Below are 23,950 nucleotides of genomic sequence, written 5' to 3' on the forward strand. Positions count from 1 at the left end.
ATCTAAAATCTACAACTTAGGAAAGCACTGCTTTAAGAATTGAATAATACCCTTCTACAGCTTTTTCAAATTGTGATATTTCAATATATTCATTTACTGTATGTGCTAAATTTTCCTTTGAAGGTCCAAAACCTATAGCCTTTATTCCTGCTTCCCCTGCATAATGGCTTCCATTTGTACAAAAAGAATAGTGAGTTATTTCAGGATTAATTCCAGCTTTTACTAAACCATCATAAGACTTTTTAACAAATTCATCTTTTCTATCATAAAGCCATGCAGGAAAGAATCTTTCCCCTTCTATTTCCACACCTGTATAACACATCTCTTTCCCCCTTGAAAAACTTACTTTAGCTTTAAAATTTTCATCTTGTTTTTCAAGTTCTGTAATAATATTCTGTATAGGCTTAAGTACACTTTTCCTAGTTTCTCCTACAAGAAGCCTTCTATCAAATGTTGCTCTACAGTAATCAGGAACTACAGATGCCCCTGGATATGGTGAAGATTTTATATCTGTAAGTTCAAGTATTCCATCGCCGAGAAAATCATGGCTGCTGAGTTTTAACTTTCTTATAGCCTCTATAAGCTTGTTCATCTTATATACTGCATTTATTCCCTTTTCAGGATTAGCTGAGTGAGCAGACTTTCCAAAGGTTTCAACTAAAATTTCAGCTCTTCCCCTCTGTCCTATCTTTAAATTGCAGTTTGATGCTTCTCCAATTACCACATAATCAGGATTTACTTTAGCGCTTATTTTTCTAGAGGCAACTCCTTCAAAACACTCTTCATGTACAACTCCTGCTACATATATGTCACCTTTAAACTTCTTCTTAACATCCTTAGCAAAATAAGAAACTCCACATATCATGGCACACAGGGCGCCTTTCATATCTGATGTTCCCCTTCCGTACATTTTGCCATCATGAATTTGGGCAGCAAAAGGAGGGTATGTCCACTCACTCTCATCCACTACAGGTACAGTATCCATATGTCCATCAAACAATATGGACTTTCCCTTTTCTTTACCTTTTATATGGCCTATTATATTACCATAATCATCTATAAAAAAGTCGTCAAAACCCATATTATTAAATGCGACTTTTATAACATTTGCCACATTTTCTTCTTGTCCAGAATAACTTCTAGTTCTTATAAGCTTTTTGCACAATTCAATTACTTCACTTTTTCTTTCCTCAGATAACATCTTTATGCCCCCTAAATATTAAATTCTTATTACTCTTCCAGTTAAATTCTTGCTTCTATTTCCACCTTTAAGCACAACACTTCCATTTATAATTACTGCATCTATTCCATCAGGATACTGCTCCGGTTCTATAAATGTACTTTTATCAATTATTTTATCTTGTGAAAATATGACAACATCTGCCTTCTTACCTACCTGTAATACTCCTCTATTCTTTATATTAAAGGCTTTTGCAGCTTTATAGGTCATCTTATATACAGCATCCTCCAGTGTAAGAACTTTTTGTTCCCTCACATATCTTCCAAGTATTCTTGGAAATGTACCATACACTCTAGGATGTGGTTTTCCTGCTAAAAGTCCATCTGTACACACATTCTGCTCTCTTCTCTTTAAAAACTTTATTACTTGTTCTTCTTTTCCATAATAATCGTACATACCTACTGAATTTTCTTCTTCATATAAAAGATCAAAAGCTGCATTATATGGATCTTTATGTCTCATGTCTGCAATTTCCATAAGATTTTTTCCTATACAATCTTTGTTTTTATCAGTATTTACACTGGTAACATATATATTTTCAAATCCAGCAAAATCTATAAAATTATCCCATCCCGGAATTCCATTTTCTATATCTTCAATCATCTTTTTTCTAAGTTCATTATTCTCAAGTCGTTTAAGCAATTTGTCAGTTCCACCATTATGAGCCCAGGGAGGAAGTATAACTCCAAGCATTGTACTTCCTGCAGAATAGGGATACTGATCATAGGATATCTCTAATCCTTCTTTTTCAGCTTCGTCTAAAAGCTCTCCCATTTTGTCAACTTTATCCCAGTCTTTCCTGCCGCATACTTTAAAATGAGAAAAATGTATCTTAACTCCACTTTCTCTTCCAATCTTTATTATTTCTTTCATTGAATTTACTATATCCCCAGCCTCACTTCTTTGGTGAACTACAAATATCTTGTCATGTTTTGCCACTACTTTGCAAAGTTCTATTAACTCATTTGCATCGCTATAGGCACAAGGCATATATATAAGCCCTGACGAAAGTCCTAAAGCCCCTGCATTTAATTCCCTCTCTGTTATCTCTTTCATCTTTTCTATGTCTCTCTTATCCAAAACTTTATTTTCAAGTCCTACAGCTTCCATTCTTATATTTCCGTGAGGTACAAGATAAGATACATTAGTGGCTGTTTTATTCTTTTCAAGAAGTCCTAAATACCCTTTTGTATTTTTCCAATCCCATTTAAGCCTCTTACTGTCTCCGTCAAGTCCAGCTATGTTTTTTCTCCAGGAACTTATATAATTTTTAGGTACTGGAGCAGTAGACACCCCATCCTGCCCTAAAACCTCAGTAGTTATTCCCTGTCTAACTTTAGGCTCCATATATGGATCTAGAAGTATTTCTACATCTGAATGGCTGTGGGTATCTATAAAACCAGGACATACAACCTTGCCTTCTGCATTTATGACAGTATCAAATTTACTTTCTTTTAAAGTAGTTCCTATGCAGCTTATACTATCATTTTCAATTGCCATATCTGCATTGTAAGGTGTAGAACCTGTTCCATCTACGATGGTTCCATTTTTTATAAGTATATTATTCATAGCTTGGACATCTCCCATCCTAAATTATCTTCTTATGTTTTTCTAACGTTCCTCTCTAAAATAAGCATTTCCTAGTGCTTTAGGCGGAGCATTTTTATTTGATTTTCTCATATATACAAGTACCAGTATTATAATAGTTACTAGATATGGGAGCATATCAATAAAATATTGAGAAATAAACATATTTTTCATTCTAAAACTAATGATATCAAGTCCACCAAAAAGATAAGATGCAAAAATAGCTTTGTAAGGATTCCATGATGCAAATACAACCAGTGCTACTGCAATCCAACCTCTACCTGCTGTAACATTATCCTGCCAGCTGGGAACATATGCTAGTGATAAATAATCCCCACCAAGTCCGCAAAGTGCACCACCAATAAGTATATGAATATATTTATAGAGGTTTACATTTATACTAGCGGCATCTGCTGCTGCCGGATTTTCTCCTACTGCTTTAAGATTTAATCCCTTATAAGTTCTGTAAAAATAAATTCCCATAATAATTGCAGCTGCATATCCAAGATAAACTAAAATATCCTGATGAAAAAAAACTGGTCCAATAAAAGGTATGTGGGAAAGTATTGGTATACTTACAGGTTCAAAAAAACTTTTAACACCTACTGGTATATTCTTGCCAACTATACTTTTACCTACAAAATTAGAAAATCCAGTTCCAAATATAGATATAGCTAGTCCTGAAACTGTTTGATTAGCTTTTAAGTTAACCGTTAAAATCGTATATATGAGAACGCCAAAGGCTCCTGCTGCCATAGCTGCCAAAATAGCCATTATTGGATTTCCAGTATTATATCCTATACTAAATCCCATAACCGCACCCATAAGCATTAATCCTTCAACGCCAAGATTTAAATTTCCAGCTTTTTCAGTTAAAATTTCTCCTAGTGTTGCAAAAAGAAGGGGAGTTCCTGCAACTACTGCTGCTGCTAAAAAGCTAATTACTCCATTCATTATTTACACCTCATTTACAACTTTTTTATTTTCGTTATCATTTTCATTTACATCGCCCTTTGACAGTCTAAACCTAATAAAAAATTCGCTTCCAAGTACAAAAAATAAAATTACTGACTGAAGTATTGATGCTACTGAATTTGGTATGCCAAATGCTGTCTGGATAAATGATCCTCCTTGCAAAAGACCTGCAAATAAAATTGATACCAAAATACTTACAACAGGGTTTAAATTTGATATCCAAGCTATTATTATTCCAGTATATCCAACTCCACCTGTTATTTCAGTAGAAAGTGTTTGTTCTATGGCAGAAGACTGTATTACTCCTGTTATTCCACAAAATACAGCACTAAGTACTATAGCAATCAAAGTAGTTTTCTTTATACCTATTCCTGCATATTTAGCAGTATTTTCGCTTTCACCAATTACAGAAATCTCATAACCAGTTTTAGTGTGATTTAAAAAAATATATACAAAAATAGCAAGTAATATAGCTATTATCCATCCAATATGAACTCCAAAGACACTTGGAAGTATTGCGTTAGAAGAGAAATTAGGCATTTTAGGGAATCCCAAAGAACTAGGATCTTTCCATGGACCATATTGAAGATAAGTTACAAATTTTAATGCAATATAATTCATCATAAGGGTAGTTATAGTTTCATTGGCCCTCCATTTCACTTTAAAGAACCCCGGTATAAATCCCCATATTCCACTAAATAATATTCCACTTGCAAACATTAAAATGATGAGGATAGGAGCTGGCATATTAGGAAAATGAAATGCAACAAGTGCAGCTCCAAAAGCTCCCATTATTATCTGACCTTCACCGCCTATGTTATAATATTTTAATTTAAGGCCTATTGCAATTCCAAGGGCAGTAATTGCAAGTGGTATAGCCGAATTTATAGTCTGTTTAATTGGATTGGGACCTCCAAAGGCACCTTTAAACATTGAAATATAAACTGATATAGGATTACACTTAAGTGCTGCAAAAAGAATTCCCATTACAACAAAAGCTAATAATATGGCAATTATTCTAATAGACACTTCTTTATTTTTACTTATATTTTCTCTTTTAACAAACTTCATTTTCATAAATCTCATCACCCTTACGCTTATTGCCAAGCATTTTATATCCTATTGTTTCCTTTGTAACATTTTTGCTTTCAAAGCTTCCCGTTATCTCCCCTGAATACATAACTATAATTCTGTCACAAATACTTAAAAGTATATCCAGATCTTCTCCAACAAATAATATGCCTGTACCTTTTTTCTTTTCTTCATTTACTAAATTGTAAATGGTATAACAAGTATTTATATCAAGTCCCCTTACTGGATAACCCATTAAAATCAACTTAGGATTTAATCCTAATTCTCTTCCCAAAAGTATTTTTTGTATATTTCCTCCAGAAAGATTTTTAATTGGATAATGTATACTTGGGGTCTTTACTTCTAAATCCTCTTTAATTTTTTCAGCTTTCTTTTCAACATCATCTTTTTTGAGTAACAGTCCTTTTTGTTTTTTATAATATTTTAAAAACACATTATCGACCATATCCATAGATCCTACAAGTCCCATACCAAGCCTGTCCTCCGGTATAAAACTTATTCCTAAATTTTCTTTTGAAAGTTTTGAAGCATCTTTATCAGTTATGTCTTTTCCCTGAAATTCTATTTTTCCACTAGATATTTTAGTAATTCCAGCTATGGCTTCACAAAGTTCCTTCTGACCACATCCGGAAATTCCTGCGACTCCAACTACTTCTCCTTCATGTATCTCAAAATTTATATTTTTAAGTATAGGAATGTTCAAATCATTTATTAAGTTTAAATCTGAAACTTTTAATATGGATTTGCCAATAGTCGTATTTGATCTTTCTATAGCTAAATCTACATGATAACCTATCATTTTATCTACTAATTCCTTAGGTGTAGTACTATCTTTTGTAACAGTTTCTACAGATTCACCTTTTCTAAGTATAGTAATTGTGTCCGCTACTTCCATAACCTCATCTAATTTATGAGTTATAAATATAATAGAACATCCTTCTTTTTTCATCCTTTTCATTAAGTTAAATAATTTCTTGGTTTCTTGAGGGGTAAATACTGCTGTGGGTTCATCTAAAATAAGAATATCAGCTCCTCTATACATTACTTTCAAGATTTCAAGATTTTCTCTTTCTCCTACGGACATATCATAAACGTATTTTTTTAAATCTACATCAAAGCCATATTTGTCTTTTATTTGTTGAACTTTTTTTACCTCTTTATCATAATTTAGAAATAACTTTTTTTTCTTTCCCAAAATAATATTTTGTATTGCAGTCATCGATTCTATAAGTTTGAAATGTTGATATATCATACCTATACCAGATTTTATAGCATCAGTAGGTGATTTAAACCTAATTTCCTTGCCATGTATAAAAATTGAACCGCCATCAGGAATATATATTCCTGACAGCATGTTCATAAGTGTACTTTTGCCTGCACCATTTTCACCTAACAGTGCATGAATTTCTCCGCCTTTAACATTAAAATTAACATTGTTATTAGCAACTACGTCACCAAATTTTTTAGTTATATTTTTCATAGTTAAATAGTATTCTTCATTCAAAAGGATACACTTCCTTCCTATTTTTCATTTGCACCATTTATACCTTGTACAAACCAATCTATTTTTTCAAGATAATTGTCATCTAAAATCTGACCTTCTTTTACTTTTAATTCACCTTTTTGATCTTTAATTGGTCCAGCAAATATCTTCAATTTACCTGAAATTATATCAGCTTTAGCTTTTTCTACAGCTTCTTTTCCACCTGCAGGTGCACTTTCTTCTCTAATTGGTGCAAGATCATTAACTCCTGACTCAAGACCTTTTAACCATTTCTCAGATTTCCACTTTCCAGCTATTAAATCATTAATTTGCTGTTTATAATATACATCCCAATGATAGACAGGTGCTGTCATGTACATTTTAGGATCTTCATTCTTCTTGTCTCTATCAAATCCTATACCTGCAAGTCCCTTCTCTTCAGCAGGATCTAATGCAGATGTAGTATTTTGTTCTTCACTTATAACATCATTTCCCTGATCAACAAGTGCCTTACCTGCTTCTTTTTCTTTTGCAGGATCATACCAAGTATGAGTCCACTTTACATTTACTACAGCATTTTTATTAACAGACTGTACTCCTAATGCAAAAGCATCAATTTGTCTATATAATTCTGGTATCGGCATAGATGCTACCACACCTATTTTGTTTGTCTTGGTTTTCATACCAGCCAATATACCAGTTAAATATGTTGATTGATAGTATTTAGCAAAATATGCGCCCATATTATCTGCTGTTTTATATCCTGCATTATGTAGGAATATAACATCCTTATGTTTTTGTGCTTCCGTATAAACATAGTCCATGTATCCGAAGCTAGCTGCTACAATTACATTACATCCCTGGCTAATCATATCTTCTATAACAGGTTCAACTTTCTGAGATTCTGGAACATTTTCTTTATATATAGTCTTGATTCCCATCTTATTAAGTGCTAATCTTCCATCGTTGTGAGCATCAACCCAACCACCATCACCTAAACTACCATCATAAATAAAGCCAACTTTTATCTTGTCTTTATCTATTTTCTTTCCTTCAGAAGTAGTACTTACTCCCGTAGAGCTTGTGTCAGATGATGAACATCCTGCAAATAGTCCTGTAATAACAACAAGTGCAAGTAAAAAGATAAGTATTTTTTTCTTCTTCATTATCAGTTCCCCCTTATTATTTAGAATAATATTATTAAAAGTCAAATGAATAATTATATAGTTCATCATTCATTTACTTTTTAAATATATCTAGAAATAAAATATAGTAATTAGTGGTTGAGAAAGTATTTTTATAATTTTGGTATTTTATACAAAGTGTTTTTGCTTATTTATCATTTTTATTGTGATAATATTTTATAATAGTAATAATATATTATTATATTAAGTATTATAGTTGCATACTTTAAATAATACAATAGTAAAATTATAAATTTATTAATATTTTTTCGTTTTTACGTCAAAAATAGTGCTGTATTGTATACATTTTTATGATTTTGGTAATTTTTTTACAGTCTTTTGTATGTATTTAATTTAATTAAATTTATTATTTTCTAAAAAAAGCATTTATGTATGTTTGTATATTTCATTATAGGTGCTATATTATAAAAAATTTTATAAATATATATTTCAATATGTGAATTTAATGTTATAATCTAAATAAGTATTTTTATATATTTTAATAATTTTATCATTAAGTGGTATATTGTTATTTTTATTTATTATCTTTATTGTTATAAGTTAAATAATAATTGGGGTGAAAAATTTGAATAACAGAGAATTATTAAAAAAATACATACCTGTAGCTAAATTTATTTCTGAAATTCTAGGAGATAACTGCGAGGTAGTAATACAAGATATAACTACTCCTAACAATTCTATAATTTTTATAAAAAATGGTCATTTAACAGGAAGAAATATAGGTAGTCCCCTTACTAACTTAGTTTTCAATATAATTCAGAATAAAATTTATACAAATAAAAATTACGCAGCTAACTACAAAGCAGTAGGTAATTTTAAAACTTTCAAATCTTCAAGCTATTTTATTAAAAATGATGATAACAAGATAATAGGATTACTTTGTGTAAATATAGATGTTGAACCTTATAATAAAGTTAAGGATTTAATGGACAAATTAAGTTTTGTATCAAATACCGATGTGAGCAAAAATGAAAACATAAAAACACAAGAACAATTTTATGATAATGTGGATGATCTCTTGTGTACCATGATCAATGAGGCTATATCTGAAATAAATATTCTTCCAGAACGCATGTCTGCTAATGAAAAGATTTGTGTAGTAAAATATTTATACGATAAAGGAGCTTTCAATTTGAAAGGGGCTGTAGTTAAAGTAGCCAAAGCTCTCCTGGTTTCCGAGCCTACTATATACAGGTATTTAAACAAATACATGTAATAAAGTGCACCCCAAATGTTAGATACGTATAAAACATTTGAGGTGCACCTCTTTTCACAGTTTCCTTAATTTAGTTATTCAAAAATATACTCCATGTGTCTGGACCTAAAATACCATCTGTAGCTTTTCTCCAATTCTTCTGGAGATTAGTTACAGCTTGAAAAGTGGCTTCATCGTAAACCATAGGAGTATAGGAATTTTTCTTTAAATAGCCATATTGTTCAAGTTTCTGTTGTATCCACAGCACTACATGAGATTTATGACCCTTAGCAATAATGTTCTGGATTCCTTTTAATGCTGCCATAGTCTCATTCCCTGCAATCCCATCTACAGCTAGTTTTGCACTATAATCTAAATTCAGGTTATACTGAAGTGCTTTTATCTGCTGTACAAGAGTATTTGGCTTAACAGGTGATACATTTCCAGTAAATATATCTTCTATAAAATAATTTAAGTCTACATATCCCACAGCTCCGTTTAATTTCCCGGTTTCTGAATACTGCCATGAAGCATCATCTGGATATAGGGAAGGCTGCCTGCCATAACTTGCAATCCAAAGTGGAACATCTAAAATATTACCTGCCAGGTAATCTTTATAAAATGCATATCCAGAATATACTCCTATCTTACGGCCTTGTGACTGTACATATTTGATAAATGCATTTGCAAAATTAATAGCATTGCTCCTACTCCAATTTTCCTCTCCCTCTATATCCAGCCACAGAACAGTGTCACTTTCCAATCCTGAGATAGTTTTTAGAAAGTGCTTTGCTTCCGCTATTGGATCATTACCATTTGCGTAATGATAAAATCCCAATTTAAGTCCTGCCTGTTTAATTCTTTGATATCTATAATTTAATAAACTATCTACACGAGATAGACCTTGTGTTGCTTTTTGAATTACTACAGAAATACCATCTGTATTTTTAATAACATTCCAATCTGAAATATTATCTCCTTCATATACGTCTATTCCATTCATTATCTTCATAAATCATTCCTCCTATTGTATTCTTATTAAATACTTAGGACAAAAGGAGTCTAGTAACTGTTATGCCAATGCCCCCATTTTAGTGTATTCATGAAACTTTTAATTTGTTCAAAATAAAATATTGGTTTGAATACTTCCATAAATAATAACCTCTTCATTCATAAACATTTACAACTGTAATTTAATATTACCATATTATATAAAATTAATTTTTAAATCTGAAACAATATATTACTTGTGTATTTTTTTTATTTTTGAAAACAATATATTTGTACAAATAAACATATTGTTTTCAAAAAACTTTTTAATTAGTTTGAATTGAGGCGAGAGAATGAATCCAATACTGTTAAAAAATTGTTTACTAACAAACTATCACGATTATAGCAAATTTACCAAGGACATTCTAATAACACATGGAAAGATACAACAGATTGCTGACACTATAGACTTCCAATGTGAGAATTTAAAGACAATAGATGTTAAAGAACAGTATGTATTACCAGGATTTGTAGATTGTCATACACATATAGGCATTATAGAGGAGGCTACTGGCAAACTAGGTTTAGATAATAACGAAACCTCAAATCCAGTAACACCTCATTTAAGAGCTATAGATGCAATAAACCCCCTAGACATAGCATTTAAGGATGCAGTAAAAGCTGGTGTCACCTGTGTTATGAGTGGCCCAGGAAGTAATAATCCAGTAGGCGGGCTCAATACCGTATTAAAGACTCATGGTAATATAATTGATAATATGATAGTTAAAGATCCTTATGGTCTTAAAATAGCATTTGGAGAAGATCCTATGTGCTGCTATGGTAATAAAGGAAATTGTCCCGTAACTAGAATGGCAGTAGCTGCTCTAATACGTGAATTATTTATGAGAGCACAGGACTATATGGAACAAAAGGAACAAGGCAAAATTAAGGAAAGAAATATTAGACTAGAGGCAGTAATTCCACTATTAAAGGGAGATATGTTTTTAAGAGCTCATGCCCATCGAGCTGATGATATAATCACTGCTATAAGAATAGCAGAAGAATTTAATATAAAAAAACTCGTTATTGAACACGGCACTGAAGCCCATCTTGTAAGCGATTATTTAAAAGAAAAAAATATACCCGTAGCCTTTGGTCCTATGCTGACTCCAAGAATAAAAATGGAACTTAGAAAACGTAATTATAGTTCTGCACTGCATTTAGTAGAAGCAGGTATAAAAGTAGCATTAATGACGGATCATCCTTATAATTCTATAGATCAACTAAGACCAGTAGCTTTACTTGCAGTTTCAGAAGGATTAAAGCCTTTAGATGCTTTAAAATCAATAACAACTAATGCTGCTGAAATATTAGGATGTGATAATAGAATAGGAAAGATAAAGACTGGTTATGATGCAGATATTATTATACTAAACGGTGATCCTCTAGATATGGTAAATACAAAAGTAGTAAAGACAATCATAAATGGAGAAATTGTTTTTGAAAGAACAATTTCTAATTAACAATGTACCGCATAGACCTATTTATATTTGCTTTAGCATAGGTATAATACTATAGAAAAATGAATTTCCCCTATAGTAGACTATTTAGTTATTTAACTATCTACTATAAGGGAAACATATGATTTCTCTAATACGGTTACTATGTATTCATTAAATTTATTTATATTCTTCTAATGTTTTCAATAAAGTTTCAGTATGAAAAGGCTTCCTAATATAGCCACTAGCTCCTAGTTTTATACATTCATCTTTCACTTCTTCATGTCCTACTGCTGACATAATAAGTACAACTGCGTTAGGGTCAATTTTCATTATATCAGTTAGGACTTCAACACCATCCAGCCTAACCTCAGACATATTCAAATCTAAAAGCACAATGTCTGGTTTTTCAAGCTTGAACAGCTCTACTGCTTCCTGTTTATTTGATGCCCCAAATATACTTTGGAACCCTCCCTTTTCAATAATCTTTTTTACGAACATCCTCATATACGATGAATTATCAACTATTAGTACCTTTTTCATATTAAAAACTCCTTTATATCCCTAATTTTTAAAGACCCTCTTTAGTGAAGCAAATCTTTTATTTTAGCAAAAAATCTAGCACATTCATCTATTTCATGTTTTAAAGCTGCCTGCTCTAATTTTATTGCTAATTCATGAATAGAAAGTATTCCTAGAGTTCCAGAAGAACCCTTTAACTCGTGAGTTGTCCAGGCCAATTTATCAAAATCATTACCAGCAATAGCCTTGCTAATATCTGATAATAAATCAGGTAAACATCTTATATATTCTTCAAGTATTTCTTTTGCATCATCTTTTCCAAGTCCTGTAGTTTTAACAAAGCAGTCAATATTATCGTCTATTATTTTACTATAATCATCTACACACTCTCTCGTTTTAGTATTGGCTTCTATCATCTTAAACATCTTATTAAAATTAATAGGCTTACTAATATAATCGTCCATTCCAGTTTTAATACACTTTTCTGAGTCACCATCCATAGCATTAGCAGTCATTGCTATAATTGTAGTATGCTTTTTGTCTCCTTCTAACATCCTTATCTTAGATGTACACTCATACCCATCCATTACCGGCATCTGACAGTCCATAAAAACAACATCATAATCTTTCTGTAACACTGCTTTTAATGCTTCACTACCATCCACCGCCACATCACAAGTCATATCATGTGATTTAAGCATAGTTATAACAATTTTACGATTCATTTTATTATCTTCAACCAATAAAATTCTTGGTTCTAATGCATTTTTAACTTCTTTAACTATATGTTTCGTTATAACTTGATGTCCTTCTCCATTTTCCTTTTTAAGGCCCAATACCATAGCAATACAGGCAAGTAAGTCATCTCTTCTAACAGGTTTGCTCAAATATGATGAAAAGCCATATTCTTTCACAGTCTCAGCATTTCCCTTTTGAGTTATACTAGTTAGAAGTATTAATTTTATATTCTTTGCAAAAGGTATTGTTTTTAATGTATTGGCCAGTTCATAACCACTCATATCATTCATTTGATAATCCATGATGGCAATGTTTATTTTGTTTTTTGTACTTGCATTTGAAAGAATTGTGGTAATGGCACTACTGCCGTTTTCAGCTTCAGATACTTTAAGACCAGTTTCTTGAAGATATGAATTAATAATTTTCCTGTTATTTACATCATCATTAACAATTAAAATATTCATACCATCAAGCTTTTCAAACGCAAATTTCTGCCCTGAGGCTCTTTTTACAATCTTCAATCTCACATCGAACTTAAATATAGACCCTTTTCCAAATATACTTTCAACGTGAATTTCACCGCCCATCATTTTTACCAATTCACTAGATATGGCAAGCCCCAGCCCCGTTCCTCCATACTTTCTAGTTGTAGACGTATCTGCTTGACTAAAAGATTTAAATATATTATCAATATGATCCTTACGAATTCCGATTCCAGTATCCTTTACTTCAAAGTTAAGTACAGCTGTTTCATTTTCTTCCTTTAAACAATCAACTGTAACAGAAATTTCACCCTTATTAGTAAATTTTACTGCATTACTTATAAGATTATTTAATATCTGTCTAAGCCTTGATGGATCACCAACAACCTCTTCAGGAACACCTTCACTAATCATGGTATAAAGTTCAAGTCCTTTTTCTACTGCCTTAGGGACAAGTAGTGAAACCGCATCTTCAATAGTATTTCTTAAATTAAATCTAATCTTTTCCATGGTTAGCTTTTTAGCTTCAATCTTTGAAAAATCCAATATATCATTAATAATATACAATAATACCTTCGAAGCAGATTTTGCTTCACGTATAAAGTCTTTTTGTTCTAAAGACAAATTAGTTGATTGAAGTAAATCGAGGAATCCAAATATTCCATTCATTGGAGTTCTTATTTCATGAGACATATTTGCAAGAAATTGACTCTTTGCAATATTTGCTGCTTCTGCTTGTTCTTTTGCCTTGTATAACTCTCTTTCTGCTAATCTCTGCTCTGTGATATCCTCAGCAGTGCAAATAAGATACTTGATATTACCTGTCTTATCCTTCTGAGGCTTACTTTTAATTTGAAGCAGTCTATTTTCACCCTTGAAGTTTCTAACCTCAATTTCTTTTTTTGCCGACTCATTCTTTTGAAATAGCTCCCAATTGCTTGCAGAAAGTTTATTTGCAGTATCTATATCAAATATATCGTATAAATCCTGATATTCTAAATCACTTTTCTTCTTTCCAAAAAAACTTGCATGGGCTTCATTAACAGCTGCGTAAGAAGTAACATTACTTAACGCCCAAATTTGTGATTCAGAATTATTAAGTAAAATTGCCTGTCCACTAAGAGCTTTTTTATATGTTTTCTCCTTTACAATTCTTGTTCTTGTATGCGAAAAAGCCTTTGAAATGTCTATTAATATTTCAATTTGCTCCTCTTTCCATACTGTAGGCTTTGATAAACTTTCATAACCTATGAATCCAATTAACTTGTTTTCGCTTTTTAATGAAATTATAAGAGAAGTTTTGATTCCCTCTTTTAAAAAAGCCTCTTTTTCAAATACTGCTTCGTCAGAAAATTCCTCCACACTATTCACCACAACAAAATCCTTATTCTTAATCTGGCGAATCAGCCACGGAAAAGCATAAACTACCTCTTCCTCCTCAATCTCTCTTTTTGGTTTTATACCTTTCTTATTCCATTGACTTTCTATTTGCATAAAAGTAGGATCTTTAGAAAAGTAATAGATAAAAATTCTATCCAAATCAAAAAATAAGCCTATTTCCTCCAGCGATTTTTTTAACTCAATCTGATAATTATTACTATTTACATCTAAAAATTTCTGAAAAATATTATGAATTAATTTCAGGAAACCACTGGAATAGTTAACATTTGGGTAATTGCCTTCACCATTCATAAAATCCCCCCTAAATTTGAATCTCACAGGTTTTCGTAATAAAAAGAGTTAATTCTTTCAATAAATCAATTTCATAAGGTTCTAAAAGTAAATTTCCAGCCTTATCATATATAACTTTTACCACAGGTCTCATTGGCATTGAATTGTTTTGCTTTACTACTAAGCCCTTTTCATTTGAACTTAAAATAACTCCACTTCCTGTTGGGAAAGCGGCTATATTCATAGTGAACTTTCTTACCATTTCTGCATCAAAATAAGTATTACTCATACCAACAAGATATTCAATAACCTCATTGACACTTTTACTTTTCAAACCATTTCTACCTGATATCATATTATCAAATACGTCACATATGGATATCATCTTTGCAATTTTGTTTATTTCATCACCTTGTAATTTTAAAGGGTACCCGCTGCCATCACTTCTTTCATGATGCATTAATGCAACTACCTTGACGGATGCATTCCAAATATACTGTGATCCTAAAAAATCATAGCCGACCTTTGGATGCATTAATGTAATGTATTTGTCTAATTCTTCCTTAGTCTTAAAATTATCTAAAAGTTTCCTATCATTCATAATTTTTATCTTACCTATATCATGAAGCAGAGCACCTGTAGCTATGTCTTTAAGCTTCATTACACTGTACCCCATATGAGTTCCTATTATTGTAGCTAATACACAAACATTTACTGAATGGGAATATATATTGTTATCACTTGCACTTATTTCTGCAACATTTATCAAAACCTCTTTATTCGATACCACATCCTCAATTACTGAATCTACTGAATTCATAATACTACTATTATCAGTTTTTCCTTCTCGACAATATGTTCCAATCATTTCCCTAACAGCATGTTTACTCATTTGCCTTGTCTTTTGAGAAACGCTTTCCTCAATAATCACATTTTTCGATATATCATCATCAATATATACACAGTTAATTCCAATTTCTTTAATTCTCTTAATATAATAAGGTTTTAATTTTACTCCTATATTAAGTAAAACTCTACCGAATTCATCATAAATTTGCCTTCCAAGGATTTCATCCCCCTTCAGGCTGGAGACACTAATAACTCTCATATACACCTCCAAATGAAATAATTAATTTTTTTAATAATCAAAATTTCTTATAAAAAATATAGTATCTCTTTGCCAACTAAACATAAAAGAAAAATATCATTAGCAATCATTATTATTTAAATATATTAGCATATTCTTAAACTTTTTACTACATGAAAAACCTGTAGAGTAAATGGTTTTATATTTAATTTCTCAAACAAATCCATTGAATAGTTTAGTATTCAATGGGACAATCACTCAATCACAGGCTACTGCAATAACTAATGCTTATTTATCTGCATATCACTGTAATCAAACTACTACACAGACAACATCTGGAAGTAGTTCTGCACACAGTACTGTCAAACAACATGTTAAATAAAAGCAATTCATAAATTTACTAAAAAGCAAAGCAAGGGAAGTTACTAGCTTCTCCTAAAATTTGTATGTTTTTTTTAGTAAATCATCATGATATGTTTTTCATTAAACTCCAATCATTACATTCTTCCCCCCTACTCATTACATTCTAGTGAACTAAAAAAAATAATTCACGAAATAAGACTTGTATAAAAAATGCAGTCTTTATTTTTTCACTAATTTTAGAGGATTATTTTTATTAGAAAATTAACTGTGTATGATATAATTACAGCTGAGGTGAGCTTATGCTAAAGATAGGACTTTGTGATGATGAAGAATGTCACAGAATTCAAATTTCAGGTATGTTAAAAAAAGCGTTAGAACTTAAACATACCATGTATTCAATATTTCAGTATCAAAATGGTGAAGATCTACTACAGTCAAAATTGGAAATGAATTTATATTTTCTAGATATAGGTATGGATAAGCTAAGCGGAATAGAAACAGCTAAAAAAATTAGAGCTTTAAATAAAGAAGCAATTATTATATTTATAACTGCACTTAAAGAATATGTATTTGAAGCTTTTGATGTAAGAGCTTTTCATTACATTCTAAAACCTATATCAGAAGAAAAATTGAGAAATGTACTTTATTCTGCTTTAGCACAAATTGATGAAACTGATAACTTTATTCTTGCTAAAACAATTAGTCAGTGTACTAAAATTTTTGTTAAGGATATATTATACATAGAATCCCAGCTTAGAAAAATAAAAATTCACACTACTTATGATGTTATTGAGTATTATCACAAATTATCTGATATAGAAGATGAACTAAAGAATTTTAATTTTTTTAAATGTCATAGGAGTTATATTGTAAATTTAAAATATGTAAGAAGTTATGATAATGTATTTATAACTTTGAAAAATGATGAAAAAATATATATTTCCAAATACAAGCTTTCTGATTTTTCAAAAGCATTTATGTATTATCTAAAAAGTTTAGAACAATAATATGAATAATCTTCAAATTATTAACACATTAGGACTTTTATCCACTTTAATTGTCCTTCCTTTTCATTATATAATACAAATACGTTTTTTTAATAACTTCCTAGGTTTTGAAAATAAAATATGGAAATGTATCTTTTTTGTAATTTCTCTATTATTTCTTAATATTTTAACTTACAAAATACAATTTCCTTCTCCATTAACATTTATTATAAATGATTTGCTTTGTTTTATATTTTTATACTATTTATATCCTGGTAATTTTGTGTTAAAACTTTATGCTTCAATTGTTCCAACTACAATTTTATTACTTACTTACACTATTTTTTTAAACTTTGATTATTATGTTTCATCTTGTATTTATAATTTAAATATGAGTTCAATACTGAATATTTCTGTTCTTTTTCTGATAAACATTACTAGAGAATCTTTAAACTTAATTATATTGTTTATCTTATTGAAAAAAATAAATAAACTTTTGAACTTTAAAGAAAAAATTGTAGATGCTTACCAAAGCTTATATTTGTTTGTTCCTTGTTTTGCAACTTATAGCTTGATATTAATTTTTTATTTTACTCAATATATTCATGTTGATAATAAAAGCTATTATCTTTTTTCAATTTTTCCCAAGATTTACTTTGTCGTGCCATTTGTATGTATTATATTGTTAATCTCTATACTTATTAATGCATACATCTTTAAAAAAGTAATTGAAATACAGGAAATTGAACAAACAAACTTATTAATGGAACAACAGTTTAAACTTCAAATTAACCATAGTAAAAATCTTGAAGCTCTCTATAGTAGTATACGTAGTGTTAAGCATGACATAAATAATCATTTACTTTGTTTAAAGATTTTAGCCGAAAATGGAAACACAAAAGAAATAAACAAATATTTATACACACTTGGACAAACTATAAAAAAATTGAACTATAAAATCAAAACAGGAAATGTAATTTCTGATGCCATTATAAATGAAAAATACAATATTGCTAAAATGAATAATATTGAATTTATTTGTAACTTTATCGTACCTGACAAAATTACACTTGATTCTGTAGACTTATGCGTAATATTAAGCAATTGTTTAGATAATGCAATTGAAGCTTGTATGAAAATTGAAGACGAAACTATTAACAAGAAAATCACCATTAATTCTTATATCCACGATTTATATTTGCTAATAGAAGTTTCAAATACCTCCGCAAATAAACTTCAATATAAGAATAATAAAATTATAAGTACAAAAAAGAATAAAAATAGTCACGGCATAGGAATATCTAATATAGAAACTATAGTAAAAAAATATAATGGAATTTTAGATATCATATCAGAAAAAAATAAATTTATTTTAAATATTATGCTTAAAGTAAAAAATAATTAGTGATTAATTGAGGACTGCTTTAAGAAAGGAATGTTTTGTATGCAAATTAATTCAACTACTTATAATCCAATGTTAAACAATACTTTTAACAGCTCCAATGATGATTCTCCAAAGGATATTGATGGAAATGAAAATCAAATTGATAATGAAATACAAAGTCTTGAACAAAAAAAATCAAGTTTAAACAGTAAAATTAGTAGTATAAAAGGTGATTTTACATCATCAAAAGCTAAAGATGAATTGATTAGTCCTTTAAAAAGTGAACTCCAATCAATTGAAGCTAAAATACAGGAAAAACAATCTGCAAAAATGAAAGGAAAAACTAAAAAAACTAATTCTGGAAAAAAAGCTAAAAATAATAAGCATATTTCTAATAAAAATAAATCTATTCCAGAACAATTAGATAATATCACTACGCAAACTGGTATTACAAATAAATTAAAAATAAAGAATACATTAAAAAATTCTTCTAAAATTTCTAATGTATCTGAATCTATAAACAATAAAAAAAATAATACTCATATAAAAACCGCACTTGCTGTATATAAATCATCAGAAAATGAAGATTTACCAACTTACGAGACAAATATTCTAGCTTAAAAATAAAGGGATTGTAACATTAAAAAATTTATATATAATATGTTGTAATATTTATTCTTAATGTAACAGTCCCTTATTTTTTAGCACAATACCACTTAAATTTATTGTAAAAATATCACTGCAGATGAGTCATCACTTTTTTTAAATCTAGGAAATTTCACTACATCTGCATCCTCATTTTCAATAAGTCTTATACACTTGATGCAATCCTTGTTTTTCAATAATTGAAATAAGGTTATCAGTCTCCATATATTTGTAATTATCAAAAATTGCTGAAAACCCATCTGACATTAATAAAGCCTTTTTACATTCTTCCAAATCCAAATACCCATAAAGAGAATTTTCTACTGCACTTTTATCAAATTCTAATGTCCAGTAACCTTCTGGAGTATTTTTAAGCAATCTATGTTTAATAAGCAGTGGATTTATCCTCTGTCTAGCTTCAACAAAACTTATTCCTTCATTTAACATTAACTTGTTCATTTCAGCTTTAGCTATATTATCCAGTTTATCAAGCAAAGTCTGTTTAATAATACTTGACTTTCCATTATTATTCTCAACTATAAGTGTACAATCTCCAAGTAAAAAATATTCTACTTTATTATTGTTAATTCTAATTATAGTTATAGAAGCAGCTGGCAAATCAACTTTATCAGGATATTTTAGTGAAGAAATTTTATTAAATTTATTACCTATAAAATCCATTCCTTTAGAAACAATTTCTTTAATATCTTTTGATTTATCTAAAATATTATCTTTAAGGTAATTATTCCATTCATTAACAAACCAATACACATCACCTTTAGAACCTGTCAGATTAGTTTTGTTAAGTCCTGTTGCACCATCTATAACCAACCATAATTGTCCTCTGCATAGGTAATATCCTCATTAACCCTATCCTCTGACATGGAAATAAAATCATATGTTGAAAACTTCATAAATCATAACCTCTTAATCTTATTGTATATTATTTTGTATTTATTACATAACCTTCTATTTCCAATAATGTATTTTTATATAATTCTTTATATTATATCACAACTCAACTTTTGCACATGCAAAATTTTCAATTAATATAGAAAATAAATAGAATTTCGGAGGTAAAATTATGAAAATTTCAGGTGTAAGTTCTCTTATGGGTATTTAAGAAGTATATTATAAAACTAAAAATTTCAAATACTATTTTGAGTCAATTTTGCTATAATAAAAAATTGATAAACAATTATAACTACCATTATCACTCTATGCAACATTATATTTATTAATATCTTTTACTTATGACTTTATAAATAATTTAATATACTTCTATTAAACTTTCTTCTTATTAACTCTGTAACCAGTTTTAAAATCCACTATATTCTTTAATGGCTGCTGATTTTTAAAATATTCAAGATTTTCAATACTTATGTTAACAATTCTTCTTAAAGTTTCTGGAAGATGAAAAAATCCTGATATGTGAGGAGTAATAACAACCCCTGGGGCATCCCATAATCTATGTTCAGATGGCAGCGGTTCTGGCTGCGTTACATCAAGACCTGCTCCACCAATAACTCCATTTTCAAGGGCATCGCATAAATCTTCAGTACATACACAGTTTCCTCTTCCTACATTAAGAATGATTGCATCTTTCCTCATTAAATTAAACTTATCCTTATTAAACAAATGATAAGTATCCTTTGTTCCTGGAAGACTCAAAGCCACTATATCAGCTTTAGGCAAAAGTTCATCCAGAGCCTCCATTGTATATAATTCATCAATATATTCCGGTTTTTGTCCTTTGGTCCTTTTTATACCTATAGTATAACTTCCAAGTGCTTTCATCTTCCTTGCAAAATCTCCTCCAATATTACCAAGTCCTACAACTAATGTAGTACTTCCTTCTATTGAAGTAACATTTCCTTCATCTTTCCACAGATGCTTTTTCTGATTTATATAATATAAGTTCAGCTTCTTTTTAATTTCAAGCAGCATACCCAGCATATGTTCAGATATTGCAAGACCATAGGCACCTGATGCATTTGTAAGATATGCTCCTTCAGGAATTACACCAGCTTCGCAATATCCATCAGTACCTGCACTGTTTAACTGAAGCCATTTAAGCTTTTTACTTCCATTTATGTATTCTGGAGGAACATTTCCAATAATTATATCAGCACTTTTTACAATTTCATCGCTAATTTCTTTATTTGATATAAAAATATACTCCGCTTCTGGCATTTTTGCTTGAAGTCTTTCTTTTTCATCTTCATTTAGCGGAATCACAACTAAAATCCTCATATCTACCACTTCCTTATAACATCCATTATACTACAATGCAATTAGCAATTTAATAAATCTTTCCCTAGTGAAATATGAAATATTTTACTATATATGGTATCTATTCATCTTGTTCTGCTGAATTTATATAAATTTTCCCCTACTCTCCCATACGAAATTTTGGTCTAATATTAAAATAATGCGAAGCAAAGCTGTTGAAAATAACAAAGTTCAAATAACAAAGAACAAATAAAGATGATTTCCATCGTACCTCAGGAAATCTATAATTTAAATATTTTCTGACGTTAGAAAGAAAATTATCCTTATTTGATATTTGAACTTTGTTCTTTGTTATTTAAAAAAATTGCTTCGCAATTTTTCTAAACTGCAAAAGTTGAGTCACTAACATTATATCTCAAACTCAATTTCTATGCTTGTACCAACATTCAACTTACTTTTTACATTAATTTTTCCACCATGTGCTTCTATTATTTGCTTTGCAATTGCCATTCCAAGGCCTGAACCTTTAACACTTACTGAACTACTAGTCCCCCTATAGTATCTTTCAAAAAGCTTTTTCACTTCCTCTTCTGACATACCCTTTCCATTATCCTCAATATTTATATATATTTTATCTTCCTTTTTTATAGAAACTCTTATTTCAGTATCGGGACTATTGTGAATTACTGAATTATAAATCAAATTAGTGAAAGCTCTCTTAAAAAGTATATTGTCAAAATTAAAATCTATAATATCTTTTACACAGTTAAAAATAATGTTTCTTTTTTCATATTTAGGATTATTCAATATACTTATAATTACTTCCTTGAGCAAACGCACTAAATTTTCATTTTCACGATTTATAGGAAGCATTCCATTTTTCAATTGATAGGTAAAATTCAAATTTTCAACTATGCTCTCTAAATTTTCTGCATTTCTAAGTATTGTTTTTCCATACTTTTTTGCATCCTGAGATGTAACATCATACTTAGGATCACTCAATATTTCCGCATAACCTTTTATTGGCGATAGTGGAGTTTTTAAATCATGTGAAATATTGGCTATCCATTCCTCCCTTAAAGTTTGATTCTTTTTTCTTTCATCTTCGCTGGCTTTAAGTTTACTATCTAAAATATTAAGGCTGCATTTTATATCCTTATACGTTCCTTTTTCCTTCATAGGAATATAATCATTTGAAGCAAGTCTTCTTATGCCTGATGTTATATTTAATAATGTACGATTCATCCATATACCATAAACTGCAGCAATAAGTATAAGTAATATAAATAATGCCAATATAACAAACTTTATCTTTAAAACTTTGTTATAATTCATATATAAGGTTATTTTTGATATTTTCACAGGAAACCCCATGATATACGTCCACTTTTGTCCACAGTTATTGACACTTCCGACAAATATAGTATGTTTTCCTGCACTATCTCCATTTTTATATAACTGAACAATATCTATTGGAGAATAATGTTTTGGGGCACTTTTAGGCTCATTATATTCTAAAGTTACATCTCCATTTTTATCAGCAATTTGAAAAGAAAGCTTGTACTTTTTTAATTCACCTACTACTGAATCTGTGAGCTTTGGTTTACCTTTATCAAAACTAATTTTTTTATAAAAATTAGATGTAAAATATGCAGGCCAGCTGCTCCAGTTAGCATAACTATTCTCACTGCTTATATTAACATTTAATAGATAAAGCCCTATTCCTAAAAAAATTGAAATTAAAATTAGAAAGGCAATAAAAAATTTAAAATATAAATTAAATATTACCTTGTATCCTGACTTTTTCATCCTATTCATTCCTCTTTACAAGTTTGTATCCAAGTCCTATTACAGTAACTATAATTTCCGGTTTAGAAGGATTTTTCTCAAGCTTTTCTCTTAAATGTCTTATATGAACGGAGATTGTATTATCATATCCAAAATAATCATCTCCCCATACTACCTCACATAATCTTTCCTTATTGACTATTTTATTTGAGTTTTCTGCCAGATATAAAAGAAGCTTATATTCCTTTGCTGTAAGTTTTACTTCTGAACCATCCTTATATACCTGACTGTGCAACTTATCAATAGTAATGCTGCCAATGATTATATTCTCATTTTCACTACTTTTAACTTCCTTTATACCGTCATACTGCTGTCTTCTAAGCTGTGCCTTAATGCGAAAGGCAATTTCTCTTGGACTAAAGGGTTTGGTAATGTAGTCATCCCCTCCCATACTCAGTCCAACAATTTTATCAACATCACTATTTTTTGCAGATAAAAATAAAATTGGACAGTAAGAAAATTGTCTTATCCTTTTACATACCTCTATTCCATCAATATCTGGAAGCATTATATCAAGTACTACTATATCAGTCCTTTCACTCTGGCATATTTTCACACCATCCAAACCACAATGAGCTTTTTTGATATTCTTAAATCCTTCCTTTAATAAAATATCCTCTATTAAATCCGTTATATCTTCTTCATCATCTATAAGTAATATTTTTTTATCTGTATTACTTACTAAATCCACCCCAAAACACCCCTTTTATTATTGAACTCAATAAT

Annotated in this window: 19 protein-coding genes; 5 read left to right on the forward strand and 14 right to left on the reverse strand. The window is 29.9% G+C overall.

Annotation, left to right across the window (positions count from 1 at the left end; genetic code table 11):
• Window positions 1-16: 16 nt before the first annotated feature.
• Genes CLJU_RS14775 through CLJU_RS14800 form a run of 6 tightly spaced genes read right to left on the reverse strand, consistent with a single transcriptional unit; the run spans window position 17 to window position 7,543 of the window.
• Entirely contained in the window at window positions 17-1,201 is a 1,185-nt protein-coding gene (locus CLJU_RS14775) for a YgeY family selenium metabolism-linked hydrolase (RefSeq protein ID WP_013239633.1), read from the reverse strand.
• Window positions 1,202-1,219: 18 nt separating this feature from the next.
• The gene (locus CLJU_RS14780; RefSeq protein ID WP_013239634.1) at window positions 1,220-2,809 is read right to left on the reverse strand and encodes an N-acyl-D-amino-acid deacylase family protein; all 1,590 of its coding nucleotides are present in this window, start codon (window positions 2,807-2,809) and stop codon (window positions 1,220-1,222) included.
• A 42-nt stretch (window positions 2,810-2,851) separates the two neighbouring features.
• Window positions 2,852-3,781 (reverse strand): ABC transporter permease, encoded by a 930-nt coding sequence (locus CLJU_RS14785; RefSeq protein ID WP_013239635.1) that lies wholly within the window; start codon window positions 3,779-3,781, stop codon window positions 2,852-2,854.
• Window positions 3,782-3,784: 3 nt separating this feature from the next.
• Complete coding sequence (locus CLJU_RS14790; protein WP_029169990.1) at window positions 3,785-4,879, reverse strand: ABC transporter permease; 1,095 nt, start codon at window positions 4,877-4,879, stop codon at window positions 3,785-3,787.
• Window positions 4,860-6,398, reverse strand: coding sequence for an ABC transporter ATP-binding protein (locus tag CLJU_RS14795; protein WP_013239637.1), 1,539 nt, complete (start codon window positions 6,396-6,398; stop codon window positions 4,860-4,862). Before CLJU_RS14795 ends, CLJU_RS14790 begins: the two co-directional genes overlap by 20 nt.
• Window positions 6,399-6,415: 17 nt before the next feature.
• On the reverse strand, window positions 6,416-7,543 hold the full coding sequence (locus tag CLJU_RS14800) for a BMP family ABC transporter substrate-binding protein (RefSeq protein ID WP_013239638.1): 1,128 nt from the start codon (window positions 7,541-7,543) through the stop codon (window positions 6,416-6,418).
• A gap of 595 nt (window positions 7,544-8,138) precedes the next feature.
• Here CLJU_RS14800 and CLJU_RS14805 point away from each other — a divergent pair.
• Complete coding sequence (locus CLJU_RS14805; RefSeq protein ID WP_406540854.1) at window positions 8,139-8,798, forward strand: helix-turn-helix transcriptional regulator; 660 nt, start codon at window positions 8,139-8,141, stop codon at window positions 8,796-8,798.
• A 70-nt stretch (window positions 8,799-8,868) separates the two neighbouring features.
• Here the strand turns inward: CLJU_RS14805 and CLJU_RS14810 are convergent, their stop codons facing one another.
• Window positions 8,869-9,789: a GH25 family lysozyme gene (locus CLJU_RS14810; RefSeq protein WP_013239640.1), complete on the reverse strand. Its 921-nt coding sequence runs from the start codon at window positions 9,787-9,789 to the stop codon at window positions 8,869-8,871.
• Window positions 9,790-10,120: 331 nt separating this feature from the next.
• Here CLJU_RS14810 and CLJU_RS14815 point away from each other — a divergent pair, with 331 nt between their 5' ends.
• Window positions 10,121-11,290, forward strand: a complete 1,170-nt coding sequence (locus tag CLJU_RS14815; RefSeq protein WP_013239641.1) for an amidohydrolase — start codon at window positions 10,121-10,123, stop codon at window positions 11,288-11,290.
• Between the two features lie 156 nt (window positions 11,291-11,446).
• On the opposite strand, the gene CLJU_RS14820 is transcribed toward CLJU_RS14815, so the two are convergent.
• Genes CLJU_RS14820 through CLJU_RS14830 form a run of 3 tightly spaced genes read right to left on the reverse strand, consistent with a single transcriptional unit; the run spans window position 11,447 to window position 15,787 of the window.
• Window positions 11,447-11,809, reverse strand: coding sequence for a response regulator (locus CLJU_RS14820; protein ID WP_013239642.1), 363 nt, complete (start codon window positions 11,807-11,809; stop codon window positions 11,447-11,449).
• Window positions 11,810-11,850: 41 nt separating this feature from the next.
• The gene (locus CLJU_RS14825) at window positions 11,851-14,700 is read right to left on the reverse strand and encodes a response regulator (RefSeq protein ID WP_013239643.1); all 2,850 of its coding nucleotides are present in this window, start codon (window positions 14,698-14,700) and stop codon (window positions 11,851-11,853) included.
• A 10-nt stretch (window positions 14,701-14,710) separates the two neighbouring features.
• Window positions 14,711-15,787 carry an HD-GYP domain-containing protein gene (locus CLJU_RS14830; protein WP_013239644.1) on the reverse strand — a complete coding sequence of 359 codons (1,077 nt, stop codon included), beginning with the start codon at window positions 15,785-15,787 and terminating at the stop codon, window positions 14,711-14,713.
• A 641-nt stretch (window positions 15,788-16,428) separates the two neighbouring features.
• Here CLJU_RS14830 and CLJU_RS14835 point away from each other — a divergent pair.
• From CLJU_RS14835 to CLJU_RS14845, 3 genes are all read left to right on the forward strand, one after another.
• Window positions 16,429-17,136, forward strand: a complete 708-nt coding sequence (locus CLJU_RS14835) for a LytR/AlgR family response regulator transcription factor (protein WP_013239646.1) — start codon at window positions 16,429-16,431, stop codon at window positions 17,134-17,136.
• Window positions 17,137-17,797: 661 nt separating this feature from the next.
• Window positions 17,798-18,520 (forward strand): ATP-binding protein, encoded by a 723-nt coding sequence (locus CLJU_RS23015; protein WP_242825681.1) that lies wholly within the window; start codon window positions 17,798-17,800, stop codon window positions 18,518-18,520.
• Window positions 18,521-18,559: 39 nt separating this feature from the next.
• The gene (locus tag CLJU_RS14845; protein WP_013239648.1) at window positions 18,560-19,120 is read left to right on the forward strand and encodes a hypothetical protein; all 561 of its coding nucleotides are present in this window, start codon (window positions 18,560-18,562) and stop codon (window positions 19,118-19,120) included.
• Window positions 19,121-19,300: 180 nt separating this feature from the next.
• Here CLJU_RS14845 and CLJU_RS14850 read toward each other — a convergent pair whose 3' ends face one another.
• From CLJU_RS14850 to CLJU_RS14865, 4 genes are all read right to left on the reverse strand, one after another.
• Window positions 19,301-19,975, reverse strand: a complete 675-nt coding sequence (locus CLJU_RS14850) for a hypothetical protein (RefSeq protein ID WP_013239649.1) — start codon at window positions 19,973-19,975, stop codon at window positions 19,301-19,303.
• Between the two features lie 453 nt (window positions 19,976-20,428).
• Window positions 20,429-21,397: a D-2-hydroxyacid dehydrogenase gene (locus CLJU_RS14855; RefSeq protein WP_013239650.1), complete on the reverse strand. Its 969-nt coding sequence runs from the start codon at window positions 21,395-21,397 to the stop codon at window positions 20,429-20,431.
• Window positions 21,398-21,784: 387 nt separating this feature from the next.
• Complete coding sequence (locus CLJU_RS14860) at window positions 21,785-23,185, reverse strand: sensor histidine kinase (RefSeq protein ID WP_013239651.1); 1,401 nt, start codon at window positions 23,183-23,185, stop codon at window positions 21,785-21,787.
• A 1-nt stretch (window position 23,186) separates the two neighbouring features.
• On the reverse strand, window positions 23,187-23,915 hold the full coding sequence (locus CLJU_RS14865) for a response regulator transcription factor (protein WP_013239652.1): 729 nt from the start codon (window positions 23,913-23,915) through the stop codon (window positions 23,187-23,189).
• Between the last annotated feature and the right edge of the window lie 35 nt (window positions 23,916-23,950).

The organism is Clostridium ljungdahlii DSM 13528 (assembly GCF_000143685.1).
GTDB classification, from domain to species: Bacteria; Bacillota; Clostridia; order Clostridiales; family Clostridiaceae; genus Clostridium_B; species Clostridium_B ljungdahlii.